16 protein-coding genes are annotated in these 15705 nt (G+C 35.2%); 8 read left to right on the forward strand and 8 right to left on the reverse strand.

The genetic code is table 11. From position 1 onward, the window contains the following. Positions 1 to 3 precede the first annotated feature (3 nt). Positions 4 to 1341 (forward strand): 23S rRNA (uracil(1939)-C(5))-methyltransferase RlmD, encoded by a 1338-nt coding sequence (rlmD, locus tag BQ5209_RS09245; RefSeq protein ID WP_085248356.1) that lies wholly within the window; start codon positions 4 to 6, stop codon positions 1339 to 1341. A 3-nt stretch (positions 1342 to 1344) separates the two neighbouring features. Next, the gene (gene relA / locus BQ5209_RS09250) at positions 1345 to 3603 is read left to right on the forward strand and encodes a GTP diphosphokinase (protein ID WP_085248358.1); all 2259 of its coding nucleotides are present in this window, start codon (positions 1345 to 1347) and stop codon (positions 3601 to 3603) included. Between the two features lie 51 nt (positions 3604 to 3654). Here the strand turns inward: relA and folA are convergent, their stop codons facing one another. Then, positions 3655 to 4155 (reverse strand): type 3 dihydrofolate reductase, encoded by a 501-nt coding sequence (folA, locus tag BQ5209_RS09255; RefSeq protein ID WP_085248360.1) that lies wholly within the window; start codon positions 4153 to 4155, stop codon positions 3655 to 3657. A 10-nt stretch (positions 4156 to 4165) separates the two neighbouring features. Continuing rightward, positions 4166 to 5230 (reverse strand): MJ1255/VC2487 family glycosyltransferase, encoded by a 1065-nt coding sequence (locus BQ5209_RS09260; protein ID WP_085248362.1) that lies wholly within the window; start codon positions 5228 to 5230, stop codon positions 4166 to 4168. A 764-nt stretch (positions 5231 to 5994) separates the two neighbouring features. Here BQ5209_RS09260 and BQ5209_RS09265 point away from each other — a divergent pair. From BQ5209_RS09265 to BQ5209_RS09285, 5 genes are all read left to right on the forward strand, one after another. Next, complete coding sequence (locus tag BQ5209_RS09265) at positions 5995 to 7548, forward strand: multicopper oxidase family protein (RefSeq protein ID WP_085248364.1); 1554 nt, start codon at positions 5995 to 5997, stop codon at positions 7546 to 7548. A 150-nt stretch (positions 7549 to 7698) separates the two neighbouring features. Next, on the forward strand, positions 7699 to 8043 hold the full coding sequence (locus BQ5209_RS09270) for a hypothetical protein (RefSeq protein ID WP_085248366.1): 345 nt from the start codon (positions 7699 to 7701) through the stop codon (positions 8041 to 8043). A gap of 79 nt (positions 8044 to 8122) precedes the next feature. Then, entirely contained in the window at positions 8123 to 10855 is a 2733-nt protein-coding gene (gene secA / locus BQ5209_RS09275) for a preprotein translocase subunit SecA (RefSeq protein WP_085248368.1), read from the forward strand. 119 nt (positions 10856 to 10974) lie between these two features. Next, on the forward strand, positions 10975 to 11379 hold the full coding sequence (gene mutT / locus BQ5209_RS09280; protein WP_085248370.1) for an 8-oxo-dGTP diphosphatase MutT: 405 nt from the start codon (positions 10975 to 10977) through the stop codon (positions 11377 to 11379). 349 nt (positions 11380 to 11728) lie between these two features. Then, positions 11729 to 11944 (forward strand): DUF4177 domain-containing protein, encoded by a 216-nt coding sequence (locus tag BQ5209_RS09285; RefSeq protein ID WP_085248372.1) that lies wholly within the window; start codon positions 11729 to 11731, stop codon positions 11942 to 11944. A gap of 299 nt (positions 11945 to 12243) precedes the next feature. On the opposite strand, the gene BQ5209_RS09290 is transcribed toward BQ5209_RS09285, so the two are convergent. Genes BQ5209_RS09290 through BQ5209_RS09310 form a run of 5 tightly spaced genes read right to left on the reverse strand, consistent with a single transcriptional unit; the run spans position 12244 to position 14163 of the window. Then, on the reverse strand, positions 12244 to 12627 hold the full coding sequence (locus BQ5209_RS09290; protein ID WP_085248374.1) for a DMT family transporter: 384 nt from the start codon (positions 12625 to 12627) through the stop codon (positions 12244 to 12246). Beyond that, positions 12627 to 12983 carry an EamA family transporter gene (locus tag BQ5209_RS09295; protein WP_085248376.1) on the reverse strand — a complete coding sequence of 119 codons (357 nt, stop codon included), beginning with the start codon at positions 12981 to 12983 and terminating at the stop codon, positions 12627 to 12629. Before BQ5209_RS09295 ends, BQ5209_RS09290 begins: the two co-directional genes overlap by 1 nt. Further along, complete coding sequence (gene zur, locus BQ5209_RS09300) at positions 12971 to 13405, reverse strand: zinc uptake transcriptional repressor Zur (RefSeq protein WP_085248379.1); 435 nt, start codon at positions 13403 to 13405, stop codon at positions 12971 to 12973. Before zur ends, BQ5209_RS09295 begins: the two co-directional genes overlap by 13 nt. Continuing rightward, positions 13398 to 13700 (reverse strand): RnfH family protein, encoded by a 303-nt coding sequence (locus BQ5209_RS09305; RefSeq protein ID WP_208610009.1) that lies wholly within the window; start codon positions 13698 to 13700, stop codon positions 13398 to 13400. The genes zur and BQ5209_RS09305 overlap by 8 nt, the downstream gene beginning before the upstream one ends. A gap of 1 nt (position 13701) precedes the next feature. Then, entirely contained in the window at positions 13702 to 14163 is a 462-nt protein-coding gene (locus BQ5209_RS09310; protein WP_085248383.1) for a type II toxin-antitoxin system RatA family toxin, read from the reverse strand. Between the two features lie 33 nt (positions 14164 to 14196). Here BQ5209_RS09310 and smpB point away from each other — a divergent pair, with 33 nt between their 5' ends. Continuing rightward, positions 14197 to 14679 (forward strand): SsrA-binding protein SmpB, encoded by a 483-nt coding sequence (gene smpB / locus BQ5209_RS09315; protein ID WP_085248385.1) that lies wholly within the window; start codon positions 14197 to 14199, stop codon positions 14677 to 14679. A gap of 27 nt (positions 14680 to 14706) precedes the next feature. On the opposite strand, the gene BQ5209_RS09320 is transcribed toward smpB, so the two are convergent. Then, the gene (locus BQ5209_RS09320; protein WP_085248388.1) at positions 14707 to 15705 is read right to left on the reverse strand and encodes a LacI family DNA-binding transcriptional regulator; all 999 of its coding nucleotides are present in this window, start codon (positions 15703 to 15705) and stop codon (positions 14707 to 14709) included.

Raw genomic sequence — 15705 nt, forward strand, 5'->3', positions numbered from 1 at the left:
TTTATGGTTAATTTTTACACTCCACAGAAAAAAAAGCTGACACCGCAAAAGTTGACAGTAACAGTCTCATCCTTAGATGCTTTTGGGCAAGGTGTTGCCAATCATAAGGGTAAAACAATTTTTGTTAAATCAGCCTTGCCAGATGAAACAGTTGATATTGAACTGACTGAAAATAAAAAAAATTACGCTAAAGCCAAAGTCATTAGATACCATAATCATAGTAAAGATCGCGTTAAACCACTATGTGAATATTATCAACAATGTGGAGGTTGTGAATTGCAACATGTTGCACCACATTTACAACAACAAGCAAAATATGATGCGTTAATCAACCTGTTACAAAAAGAAACAGGGCAACCTTTGACAAATATTATTGAAAGCTCCCCCCAAATTATTGCCGATAAACCTTACTATTATCGTCGACGAGCAAGACTTTCGATTAATGTTGTTAAAGGCAAATTGGTCATTGGATTTCGCCAAGCTGAATCAAATCAAATAATTAATATCAAACATTGTCCGGTATTAGTTGACGAATTAGATGCGTTGTTAGCACCATTACACAGCATGCTCAATTGCATAAAACAGAAAAAAGCACTTGGCCATATTGAATTAATGTCGGTCGATAGTGGTATTATTTTTGTGTTAAGGCACACCATGCCTCTGGTCGATCAGGATGTTAACCTATTAAAACAATTTGCCGAAAATAACAATATTTCGCTTTATTTTCACGGCAAAGATTTAGTACATATTACCGGTAATACTGAACATTTTTATTTAATTAATCATTTAAAATTAACCTTCAGCCCACTCGATTTTATTCAAGTAAATAGTAAAATTAATCAAAAGATGATCGATCAGGCACTTGATTGGCTTACGTTACAACCTACTGACCAAGTATTAGATCTATTTTGTGGTATGGGTAATTTTTCATTACCTATAGCTACATTAAGTAAAACATTAACGGGCATTGAAGGTGTTGATGCTCTGGTTGAAAAAGCAAAATTCAACACTATATTAAATAGTACTGAGATTTGTGCGGAAACCAATTTTCTAACTAGTAACTTAGACGATACCCAACAATTTTCGATATGGAGTCAATCACAATATAATAAAGTATTATTAGATCCAGCAAGAGCTGGTGCATTTAATACAACACTAGAACTTGCAAAATTAGCTCCGTCAAAAATCGTTTATATATCGTGCAATCCTGCGACGCTAGCACGAGATAGCAAACAACTTTTAGATGCAGGATACCAAATTGATCAAGTTGCTATATTAGATATGTTTCCGCAAACCAAACACATTGAATCAATGTTGTTGCTAATAAAATCAGGAACATAAATTATGGTATCTATTCGAGGTGCACACCAACATAGTGAAGAACATTATTCTCTTGCTCAATTTGATGTTGAACGATGGATAAAACAAGAATTGTTATTAACCAATCCAACATTTTATAAAAAGTTTAGAGAGGTTTGGGATTTTTGTTTTGAAAACAGCGCAGGTGCGCCGGAGCAAACTTTTTGTTTCGAAAATGCAATAGAAATGGTCGAGATCTTATCGACACTTAATATGGACATTAATAGTTTATGTGCCGCTTTATTGCTTCCTTTTGTTGATAACAAAATCATACGTCGAGAAGATATTCCTGAAGATTTTGATCGTGAAATTTCTCATATTATTTCTAACATTGTCAGAATGAAGGAAATTCGCCAACTACGAGCCATTCGTAACGGCAGCGCCACTACCGAACAAATTGACAGTATCCGCCGCATGTTGCTAGCGATGGTCAATGACTTTCGAAGTGTAGTAATTAAATTAGCAGAACGTATTACCTATTTACGCAATTTAATCAATGCATCTCAAGAAGAACAAGTGCTTGCAGCTAAAGAATGTTTTAACATTTATGCCCCTTTAGCTAACCGTTTAGGCATAGGTCAATTAAAATGGGAGTTAGAGGATTTTTGTTTCCGCTATTTATATCCAGATGAATATCGTTTGATTGCTAAAAAATTGCAAGAAAAGCGATTAGATCGTGAATTGTATATCAAGCAATTGGTTAACCATTTACAAGAATTGATGAATCAAGATCATATCCGCGCTGAGGTTTATGGTCGCCCTAAGCATATTTATAGTATATGGCGCAAAATGGAACGTAAGCATCTTGAATTCGAAGATCTATATGACATTCGTGCCGTACGTATTATCTGCGATCGTATAGAAGATTGTTATAATGCATTGGGCATCGTCCATAGCCATTACAAACATATCGCCAAAGAATTTGATGATTATGTTGCTAATCCAAAACCAAATGGTTATCAATCCATCCATACTGTTGTTTACGGACCACAAGATAAAACAATTGAAATACAAATCCGTACTGAACAAATGCACAACGATGCTGAACTAGGCATTGCCGCCCATTGGAAGTATAAAGAAGGCAGTACCGACAAAATGACCGCTTATGATCAGCGAATTTCTTGGTTGCGTAAATTATTAACATGGCAACAAGAGATGTCTGAAAGCGGTGAGATTCAAGAAGCTGTGCGTAGTCAAATTTTTGATGACCGCGTTTATGTTTTCACCCCTAAAGGCGATGTTGTTGACTTGCCTGCGGGATCAACTCCACTTGATTTCGCTTATCATATACACAGTGATGTTGGTCATCGGTGTATTGGCGCTAAAGTCGGCGGAAGAATTGTACCATTTACCTACAATTTAAAAATGGGTGATCAAGTCGAAGTCATTACCCAAAAACAACCTAATCCAAGCCGTGATTGGTTAAATCCTAATACCGGATTTGTAAACAGTAGCCGAGCAAGAGCTAAAATTCAAGCATGGTTTAAAAAACAAGATCGGCATAAAAATATCGCTACAGGTCAGCAAATTTTAGAGCACGAGCTTGAACCTTTAAATATTAGTTTAAAAAGTGTTGAAAAACTCTTAATCAATAAATATAACGCTCACTCTTTTGACGAGGTACTCGCTGGTATTGGTAGTGGTGATGTAAGAATTAATCAATTAGTTAACTTCATTAATGCTCAATTTCACAAACCAACAGCTGAAGAAGAAGATGAAGCCGCATTAAAACAGATTGCCCAAAAAACGAATGCACAAACTAAAAATACCAATAAAACTGGTAATAAAAAAGGCAGTGAAATTATTATTGAAGGTGTGGGTAACTTAATGTATACCATTGCAAATTGCTGCCGCCCTATTCCTGGCGATCCAATCGCAGGATTTGTTACTCAAGGGCGAGGTATCTCAATTCATCGTGCTGATTGTGAACAATTACAAGAACTTAAAAATCATGCTCCTGAGCGTATTACCCATGCAGTTTGGAATAATAATACCTACTCAAGCTATACCATGGTGGTACAAATTGTTGCCAACGATCGAAGTGGTTTATTACGAGATATTACCACGATTTTGGCGAATGAAAAGGTTAATGTCCTTGGTCTAATGAGTCGCTCGGATATGAAGCAACAATTAGCGACTATCGATGTAGATATGGAAATTTTTGATCAGGATTCGTTAAATCGAGTACTGAATAAAATAAAACAACTACCCGATGTTATTGAAGCCAAACGTTTTCAAGGCTAATTGGCAGGTCAAATTGCCACTTTTTATTTAGTGGCAATAGGCCAATACTTATTATTTTCTTTCTAAAATTTCAAACTGATATGGATAGCTATTTTTATCATTGGCTTGATGTGCTTCTTGATAAATAACTTGCCATTGCTCAGGCGAGTAATCAGGAAAAAAGGTATCGCCTTGTAGTTTTGCATCTATATGCGTTAAATAAAGTCGATTTGCTAAAGGTAACGCTTGTTTATAAATATTACCACCACCAATAATAAATGCTTCATCAACAAGCTGTGCTTGAGCTAACAATATTGCAGCATCAATTGATGGTACCCAACTTACATTTGGAACTACGTTAGATTCTATTACTGTTTGTCTTGAAATAATAATATTATGACGTCCCGGTAATGGGCGACCAATTGACTCAAATGTCTTTCGTCCCATAATAACAGGTTTATTAAGAGTATTTTTTTTAAACCATGCCAAATCTGCAGGTAAATGCCAAGGCATTTGATTATTTAAGCCAATTACATGATTATCAGCCATGGCAACAATCATACTTACTATCATATTCATTCCTTTACACATATCCTAAAGATTTTATTCGTTGATTCACATTTTCCGGAAAGATAGTTTGACACCAAAGCCGTTCACTTAAAGAAAGTAACGACTCTTTTTGTTTTGAAACAATCCAGTTTGCTAATTCAGTTGCAACATTAGGATATATTATTGGTTTTGGAGAGGGTAGACTAAGCCAATATTTAAGCTTAATGCCATTTAAACTTTCCATGACAGTAGCCATATCTAAAGTTTGTAAACACCGTGCATTATAGATCTGCTCAAATTGCCCCGCTACTGGTTTAGTTAAAATCTTTTTACCTAACGCTAAGGCTTCTGAAATTAATGCAAAACCTGTATTGGCAATAATACCTGAGCAACTGACTAATGCATGTGTAAAATTATCACGTCCAATTTTTTGGAAAATAATATTATCTTGTTGTGATTCTTGTTTTATATCTGGGTGAAAACAGATAAATTGATGCGCCTTAAACTGCTTTAGAAATACTGTAATTTCATCTAATGCTTCAAATGGCAAATAAACGACAATATTTCCATCTTCGGTTGGTGTAGCCTCAAAGGTGTCAATCATCGGAGGAATGAGCTTATGCCCAAAATGAAACCAATGTAAACCAATTGGTTTAGTGACCGGAGCATAATATTTCATAATCACATTTGCGACTAATCCATACTCTTTAGGCTTAAGATATTGGCATACCGCCTGATTACTTATACCTAAACATTCACGATGCTGATGATGTGCCGCCCAAGCGCTTACTGGTTCAAAATCGCTAATTATGTAATCATATTTTGATAAATCAAGCTCACGGACATCTTTAATGAGCCTAAAAGCTCGAATTCGTTGCACGGTTTTGCGAAAATTAATTTTACCATTATGCGTTGCAAACGTGACACCACGGTAGGTTTTATAATCGCCAAAAGCTTGCATATCAAAATAGTCTTTAGGATCACGGCCACTGAAAATATAATCAACATCAGCACCTGCCGTTTTCAGTGCGTTAGCTAATGTTCTGCAACGACTGACATGGCCATTGCCTGTTCCTTGAACACCAAAGAGAATTTTCATATCTTTATGATTCGTCAATTTAAGTTATACAAATATAATAGCAGAACAGCTTATTATTATGTATGATTAAATGCAACTATTACATTAGTAGTTGTCATAATTCAATATTGAATATTACGTTATTACTCATTAATCTAAATGAAGTCACTACGAACAAAAATATTTACTATAAAATAGTGGAATCTTCGCTTCAAGTGTTTAAAATCTGTATAACTTTGCTTCTTTTTTCAGTACAATAATTAAAGTATTTATGAGATGAATAGTGAGATTTACATATGTCATTAAGAATCATCAATAAACAAACTTATCTTATTGTTGCATTAGCAATCATCTTCTTTTTTCTCGCTTATTTCGCTAGATATTTGGCAATTACAATTAATTCATCAGTGATTGTTAATAATATTTCATACCGAATAATATCTAAGCCAGGCATTTATGGGCATAATAATCACCACTCTTTATTACAAAAGTCATCTCAAAGTTTAACTTGTATCACCACTACCCCGTGTTCACCATATAATACATTACTGTTGAACTTTCAGTTTTTACCATATTGTGAACGATACCTTACATATTACTTTGCTCAAAAATATAAAGAATTTATTTCTAGATTAAAACCACTAAAAATTACTTAAATAACTTGTATTTCCAATAAAACATTAACCTAACTATATATATTTAGAGTAAAAATTTTTTGTTATTAGTTTTTATCATTAATCACTAAATAGTGATTGTTTATCAAAAACAATGATTATAGGAATATTATGAAACGTCGAAATTTTCTGTTCAATATTGCAGCAGCTTTAAGTGGGGTAGCAGTTACAAAAGCCTTCGCCAAAATGAATGATTCAACCATGCCAGGTATGGCTTGTGAAATCAACTCTGATGATTGTAAAACAGGTGAAATGGGAGATACGAATATGAATATGAATATGAATATGAATATGGGTAATAAAGTTTCACAAAAATTATTAGCAACTTCAGCTTTACCGCAAGGACTGGATTTACCACAATTACCTCGTTTAGAAAATACCAGTAATAAACAAGGTATTTTTGAAGCAATCTTGGAAGCAAAACCTGTTAAGTTAAAGTTAACACAAGATATCACAACAGAATTTTGGGCTTATAATAGTCATACCCCCGGTCCAGTGATTGAAGCTTTTGAGGGAGATGACGTTAAAATTACTGTTAAAAATAGTTTAACACAAGCGACAACCGTACATTGGCATGGTTTACTGATCCCATCTAATCAAGATGGTAATCCACAAGATCAAATTCCTGCTGGAAGTAGCCGAACTTATGAGTTTACTATACCTGAAGGAAATGCAGGCACCTATTGGTATCATCCACATGGACATGAAACAGTAGCAGAACAAATTGCACGAGGATTAGCTGGCATATTTATTGTACGCAGCAAAAACGATCCGCTCGCATTCTTGCCTGAACAACACTGGTTTTTTTCAGATTTAAAATTGACTGATAAAGGCGAAATTGCGGATAATTCAATGGTTGATTGGATGAATGGTCGCGAGGGACAATTTGTGTTAATTAATGGTGCCTATCGTCCCAAAATCACCATAAATACGGCAACAAGAGTACGAGTTTGGAATGCATGTTCTGGTCGTTATCTTAATTTATCCGTTCCTGGCTGTGATATTTATTTGGTAGGTACTGATGGAGGATTAATGCCTGCACCTGTTTTACTCAATAAACCGCTGCTATTGTCTCCAGCTGAACGTGCAGAGCTTGTCATTTTACCAAAACAATCTGGTACAGTTTATTTACAATCTATCGGTTACGATCGCGGTAAAATGGGCAATGTACCACCAGAGCAAGATATTATACTTGGTGAATTGGTATTGACACAGTCAAAATCAATTCACCTGCCATCAACCTTACGTGTATTGCCAAAACTTGGGCAGGCAACTACTTCTAAATATCTCGAATATACTGAAGCTATGGATATGAAGGAGCCGCGAGGTGGTATGTTATTTTTAATTAACGGCAAACGTCATGATATGCAAAGGATCGATTTGCAAAGTAAAATTCATGAGATTGAAGAGTGGACAATTTTCAATAACTCTCATATGGATCACAATTTCCATATACATGGTGCACAGTTTGTCGTTGTTTCACACGAATTGAATGGTGAAAAAAAACCACCAGAATATGTCGCATTAAAAGATACCATTAATTTACGTCCGCATGAAAAAATTACCATAAAGATTCAACAAAATATGTCGGGATTACGTATGTATCATTGCCATATTGTTGAACATGAGACACTCGGTATGATGGGGCAATTAATGGTGAAATAGTCTACTTACAACGATTCCCGTTTATTATAGTTCAATCATTATTGAATTAATGACGGGGATCGACTCTATAAAAAATCCTTATGACACAACTATCTATAAAAAATAATAATTGTTTTTCATTTTGGCAAAAAATGCTAACATATCACTATTATGACCATGATCAATTATTGGCAAAAACTCAGCAAACGCTTAATTATTAAAACCGCTTTATCACACTTATTGTTAGGTGTGATTGCTGCTGGGTTCAGTTTATGTCAACACGAAGCACTTCCTGCAGAAACTTCTATTTCGCAAATTGGCATTATTGCCATTGCATCAATTGTTCAAGATCACAAAAAAGCAGATCGAAAAAAATCACAAGCACTACCACATTTAAAAAAGCAATGCATCACAGCGCGCTTTATCACACCAAGTTATGTTGAATTTTCACCAAGTAAAGTCATTCGGCTATCCCCTTATAACGGCATACGAGCTGGACCTAAAGCTACCGCTTAATGAGTTTATAACTCAAATAAAACTAATTTTTATATAAGGTTAATTCCTTAAATCCGCATTGAAAAACAAGAGAAGAGTTATGTTATTAAAATTATTAACAAAAGTATTTGGTAGCCGCAATGAGCGCGTATTAAAAAGCATGCGCAAACGAGTTGAAAACATTAATGCACTTGAACCAGCAATGGAAGCATTAACCGATGATGAACTAAAAGCAAAAACCACTGAATTTAAACAAAAGATTGCCACTGGAACCCAATTAGATGATATTTTAGAAGAAGCTTTCGCAGTGGTACGCGAAGCGAGTAAACGTGTATTTGGCATGCGTCATTTTGATGTGCAATTGATCGGTGGTATGGTACTCAATCAACGTTGCATTGCTGAAATGCGTACCGGTGAAGGTAAAACCTTAACGGCAACATTACCTGCTTATTTAAACGCATTAACTGGTAAAGGTGTGCATGTTGTTACAGTTAATGACTACTTAGCACAGCGCGATGCTGAAAATAATCGTCCTTTATTCGAATTTTTAGGATTAACTGTTGGTATTAATTTACCTAATATGCCGCCACACATAAAACGTGAGGCTTACCATGCTGATATCACCTATGGCACTAATAATGAATATGGTTTCGATTATCTACGCGATAATATGGTGTTTAGCAAAGATGCTCGAGTACAACGCCCATTGCATTATGCTTTAGTCGATGAAGTCGACTCAATTTTAATTGATGAAGCAAGAACACCATTGATTATTTCAGGTCAAGCCGAAGATAGCTCAGACAGATATATTAGCGTTGATAAAATTATTCCTTATTTAACCAGTCAAGAAAAAGAAGACTCTGACCACTTCCAAGGGGATGGAGACTTCTCAATTGATGAAAAATCACGCCAAGTTAATTTAACTGAACGTGGTTTAGTTAAAGTTGAAGAGCTATTGATTAAACAAGGTATCATGAAAGGTGATGAATCACTTTACGCACCAAGCAATATCGTATTAATGCATCACGTTAACGCTGCCTTGCGTGCTCATCACCTATTCCATCGTGACGTTGATTATATTGTTAGAGATAATGAAGTTATCATCGTTGACGAACATACGGGGCGAACCATGGATGGTCGACGCTGGTCTGATGGTTTACACCAAGCAGTTGAAGCAAAAGAGCAGGTTAAAATCCAAAATGAGAACCAGACACTGGCTTCAATTACCTTCCAAAACTATTTCCGTTTATACGAAAAATTAGCGGGAATGACAGGTACAGCAGACACTGAAGCATTTGAATTTAACCAAATTTATGGTCTAGATACAATTGTTATTCCAACTAATCGTCCAATGCAACGAAAAGATCAATCTGACCTTGTCTATATGACTGAAAAGGAAAAGATCAATGCAATTGTCACTGATGTACAAGACTGTGTAAAACGCGGTCAACCCGTTTTAGTTGGGACAGCATCAATCGAAAAATCAGAACTAGTTTCACAGGCATTTAATAAAGCAGGTATTAAACACAATGTGTTAAATGCCAAATTCCATGCTCAAGAAGCAGAAATCATTGCTAATGCAGGGAGTAAAGGGGCGGTGACCATTGCAACCAACATGGCTGGACGTGGTACCGATATTATGCTTGGTGGTAATTGGCAAAGTGACATAGCTAAAATTGAAAATCCAACACAAGAAGATATCGAAAAAGCGAAACAAGCTTGGCAAGCAAAACACGAAGAAGTCATTGCATTAGGCGGACTTTATATTTTAGGTACTGAACGCCATGAATCGCGTCGTATCGACAACCAATTACGTGGACGTGCAGGTCGTCAAGGTGATCCAGGCGCTTCACGGTTTTACCTATCACTTGAAGATCCATTGATGCGAATCTTTGCCTCAGATCGTGTGGGTAACATGATGCGCAAACTAGGAATGAAAGAAGGCGAAGCCATTGAGCATCCATGGGTCACAAAAGCCATTGCCAATGCACAAAAGAAAGTTGAAAGTCGCAACTTTGATATTCGTAAACAACTTCTTGAATATGATGATGTTGCTAATGATCAACGTAAAGTAATTTATCGTGAACGAAACGACTTACTTGATAATAACGACATAAAAGATACCATTGATTCAATCCGGGGAGATGTATTTAACACCTTAATTGATCAATACATTCCACCACAATCGATTGAAGAGATGTGGAACATTCCAGGGCTTGAAGCTGCACTAAAAACAGACTTTGATTTAGATTTACCTATCGCAAAATGGCTTGATGAAGAGCAAAACCTGCATGAAGAAACATTGCGCGAGCGTATTTTACAAATTGCACAAGAGAGATATGTAGAGAAAGAAAATACGGCTGGAGCTGAAGCATTTAGGCACTTTGAAAAAAGTGTCATGCTACAAACACTTGATACGCTTTGGAAAGAGCATTTAGCAGCCATGGATTATTTACGCCAAGGTATTCATTTGCGTGGCTACGCACAAAAAGATCCAAAACAGGAATATAAACGTGAGTCCTTTAATATGTTTGCTAACATGTTAGAATCGTTAAAATATGATGTTATTGGTATTTTAAGCCGTGTACAAATACGATCACAAGAAGAGGTTGATCAAGCTGAACGTCAACGCCTAGCTGAAATGGAAAAACTAATGGCAAAACAACAAGCTAATCATGAATCAATAGCGGGTATAAATGGCGAAAGTGAAGAACAATCAGCTGGCGCTACACCACAACCGATAGTGCGTACTGAAGCCAAAGTTGGTCGCAATGATCCATGCCCTTGTGGTTCAGGTAAAAAATATAAACACTGCCATGGTGCTGTTCAGTAAGGCAAAAATTTAGTATCATCACGCAAAGTTAATGCTTAAATCGTCGATTAGGATCGGCAGTAGATTGAAAGAGGGGAAGTTGTAACTTTCCCTAATTTTACTCATAGGCAAATAGAGTTATGAATAAACACATTAAAATTGCTGTAGGTATTATTCGTTCACAAAATTGTCAAATCTTTATCACCCAACGCGGTGAAGACTCTCACCTTGCTGGTTTTTGGGAATTCCCAGGTGGAAAAATTGAGGCTGGAGAAACGCCATATCAAACCCTACAACGTGAAATTGCAGAAGAAGTAGACATCCATATCCATCAAGCCCAATTCTTAGAAATATTTGAACACAGTTATGATGATCGTGATATCACAATTCATGCTTATTTAGTTGAAGAATGGGATGGCGTCCCTTTTGCTAAAGAAGGCCAACCAAGCCGTTGGGTTGACCAAGAAGATCTAAATGCCGATGAATTTCCTGACGCCAATCGACCAATTATCGAAATGCTGAAAAATTTGGATAAACACATCTAGCCTATTTATTGGATTTATTTTTGTCTGCTTTCCTTATTACGAGCAGTACATTTTGTCATTTCTATTCTTTTTGTTTTAAACTTCAAACAGTTTTAATATCGGTTTTATAAATCAATATGCTAAACAACTAAAAACACATTGCTAATTTCCATTACTATCATGTTAAGTTTTTCATGTAATCTAAAATGGCACACAATAAACAGATTAAACACATCTATTTTTAAGTAGAATAAATTGTTTTTACTCATTAGATAATAAGAATCAAAAAATATACAATACCACAAGTTTGCGATGTCAATTATCATTAATATATTGTTAAATTAAAATAAATTGTTAAGGTTTGGGTATTATGAAAGAATATAAGGTAGTTGTTTTTCAAGAAAGCTCATTGTCTTCATTACTTTTAGGTACAGCTAATGCTAATGAGGTTAAATTCTCAGAATTTTTAAATAAACATGCTCAAGCGGGTTGGCGCGTAGTAACGATGGCAAAAGATATGCGTCGCTTGTTCTTGTTGTGGAAAAAAGAATCCTATTTAATTGTAATGGAACGCGAAGGTAGCTAAAAAAACTAAATATCATTACCGGTTCATTTTAAAAAAATGCATTCAACGCTGCATATTGCGGATTAATCATTTCGTCTTTTTCAAAGTGATGATATTTACAACGCATAACGTGTCTGACAAAAAGTGAAAATATATAATATTAGCTGTTGTCAAAATTGAAAATCCATAGAGCTATTGATTATATTTCGACTAAATCGGGCAAACTAGCCCCTAATCAATCCTTTTTAAACTAGACAATATTATCTCTTAACAAAAAATTTCAACTAAATGCTACATTTTTATAAAAAGCAAAGAAGAACTTAAGATTTACGCTGCAATTTTTGCTCAGCCAGAGCTAAAAAAACAATACCAGCAATAATACATAAACCACCAAGCATGCGCGTCAATGTAATTTGCTCATCAAAAGCAATAACCGAAACCAACATAACTGTTACCACCTGTAAATGAGAAGCGGCAAAAGCGGGACCTACTGGTGCTTTTTTTAATAATACCATCCAAGTGACAAATGCCCCTGTATAACCAAGCATTACTAAATAAGCCCAGATATGTGAAAAAACCCGAATTAACCAATTAACACTGACTTCAAGTGGCATTGCCGATAACGCTGTTAACTTAAAGCTTGTTTGTCCAAACGTATCAAAAAATAGTAGTAAAATAAATCCAATAATATAAAATTTTTTCATTATGTAAGCCCGACTAAAACGACACCGGTAGTAATAAAAAATATTCCAATGATACGAAATAAAGTAAGATGCTCTTGAAATAAAATTCGCCCAGCCAACATAACAGTAATTATGTTAAATGATCCTAATAAAATGCCTTGCGACAAAGGTACTTTACTTAAAAAAGCCAGCCAAAAAATAAACCCAATAAAGTATGCGGCAAAGCCCAGCCAAAGCCAAAAGTTACCAAATAATTTTTGCCAATAATGTAAACCGTGGTTATTGTTCGAGGTAATTGCGGCATACTTAAATGCAATTTGTCCTACTGTATCGCAGGTGATATTAATTAACCAAAGAATAACAATTAAGATTGACACTTCTGACAAAATCCATGTATTTCAAGCACGCTATGTTTGATTAAAAAATCAGTTTGCTGAGCTAACAAATTAAATTGATGTTCAATATCTTGCGAATGTTTTTCAATGATCTGTTGACACTTATCGCAAATAAATAAAATAGAGATATGCTGTGGATCTTGAAAATGCGGGCAAACAATATAGCTATTGGAAGATTCAACTTTATGGATAAAACCTTGCTCTAGTAAAAATTCAAGCGCACGATAAATTGTTGGCGGTTTAGCTTGAGGTTCACTGACTTTAAGTAGATCCAAAAGATCATAGGCACTCATTGCTTTATTTACGGTTAACATAATATCTAAAACTGTTCGACGTTGTGTCGTCAGTTTAATACCACGCTTTTTGCATAAAGTTTCAATCTTTTCAATTAGCAGATTATGCATTCGGTTTCCTTTGCCTTTCATCGTTATTTTTTTGTGCAGCTCTTCTTCGTCTTATCTCTTTAGGATCATTGATTAAAGGTCGATAGATTTCAATACGATCGCCATGTTTAACCAATTCATTAAGATCACAACGTTTTCCATAGATACCAATTAGATGATCATCTAATTTAATCTGGCATAACGATAAGATATTAGATCTTGTAATTGCTTGCAAGACATTCGTTTGTTCGTCGACATTGCAATCAATAACTGTTGAGTTATTCGGTAACGCATAAACAACTTGGATATTTATCATTTTAATAAATCTGCCTTGCTCGTTTTGAAAATGCATTAACTAAGCCCATCATCACCTCTTTAAAAATAGGTGTAAAAGTCATATCTAATAACTTATTTTTGAACTCAAAATCTAAGTTAAAACTAATTTTACTTTTGTTTTCACCCAGTGAACTAAATTGCCATCGACCAGATAAGTGTTTAAATGGCCCTTCTAAAAGGGTCAAATCAATTGAGTTAGGTTCATTGAGTTGATTTAATGTTGTGAACGATTTTTTAAAACCAAACTTTTCAACCTCAATAAACGCCTCAACAATATTATCTTGTTTCCTAATAATACCAGCTGCTACACAATCTGGTACAAATTGAGGATAACTTGCGATATCATTAACCAATGCAAACATTTGCTCTATAGAATAAGGCTCGATAACTTCGTGAAACACATGTGCCATAATATTAAAATAAAAAGTTAAAATTAGTGGCATATAGTATCATGTAACTTTATAATAACGTACATTATGACTAAGAAAAAATTACATAAGCCAGGCTCGGCAACCATTGCATTAAATAAACGCGCACGCCATGAGTACTTTATTGAAGAGGAAATTGAGGCGGGATTATCCCTACAAGGTTGGGAGGTGAAATCACTACGCGCAGGAAAAGCTAATATTAGTGACAGTTATGTGTTACTTAAAGATGGTGAGGCGTGGTTGTTTGGCGCTACCATTACACCACTTAATGTTGCATCAACACACGTTGTATGCGAACCTATGCGTACACGTAAATTACTATTAAATGAACGCGAATTAAATTCATTGTTCGGTCAAATTAATCGCCAAGGCTATACCGTTGTTGCACTTTCGCTCTATTGGAAAAATGCCTGGGCAAAAGTAAAAATTGGTGTTGCCAAAGGAAAGAAAGAATACGATAAACGCACCGATATTAAAGAACGTCAATGGCAAGTCGATAAAGCGCGTATTATGAAAAACGCCAACCGCTAATATGTTATTACTTGGTAAAGCATAGGTCTAGTGGTGGCGTATAATTTGTGGCTTGATAAAAAATGCATGGTTTTTTAATTGTTTAAAGTTAAGTAAATCATCAATTACATTAACACAAGTATGAGCCATACTTTGAAAGTCTTGTGCAATAGCATTAATCGGATAGTAAGAATAATTAAGATAAATATTATAATCATAAGAACACAAACAGATCTGTCGCGGTTTAGCGTCCACTTCAACTAAATAGCTCAGCACTTCTTGCAGTAAATTACATGAAGGTGTAAAAATAGCTTTAGGCAGTCTTCCCAATTTTTTGTGAAGATTTTTAAGTAATTCATATCCTTTATTCGGGCAATAGTCATCACTGACTAACCATTGTGGCTTAACAGTTAAACCTACATTCTTAAGCCCTTGTTTAAATCCCTCAAGTCTTGCTTCAATAGATGTTAACTGTGTGTCACACCCAATAAAATAAAATTCATCTAATTGCCTTGCATACGGCTGAATTAGCTCAGCGACTGAGTTTAGTGATTCACTGGTAATAAACGGTAAAGGTGTATCTTTAAGGTAACGATCAAACAATAACACTGGGGTATTTTGATTAATACCAATATAAAATTCGTCGCTATCTAATGAAGTAACAACAATCATTGCATCGACTTTTCGCTCAACTAAGTTTTGTGCCACTTTAATTTCTACTTCTTTATTATAATGACTACAAGTGATTAACAATTGGATGTTTTTCCGTCTAAAAGACGCTTCTAAATAGTGCAGAAACATAGAAAAAAAAGAATTGGACATGTCCGGTACTATCACACCGATAGTATCAGTACTATTTGCTTTAACCAAATATTGACGTATATGAGCCTGTTCACTGTACTGCTCAGCAATAGATAATACCCGTTGCCGTGTTTGTGGTGAAATACGATATTTTTTATCTCGTTTATTAAAAATATGGCTGACGGTCGTTGCCGACACGCCAGCTAAACGAGCAATATCATTGATTTTTAATTTATTACTCGCCAT

The organism is Gilliamella mensalis, from assembly GCF_900103085.1.
GTDB lineage: Bacteria > Pseudomonadota > Gammaproteobacteria > Enterobacterales > Orbaceae > Gilliamella > Gilliamella mensalis.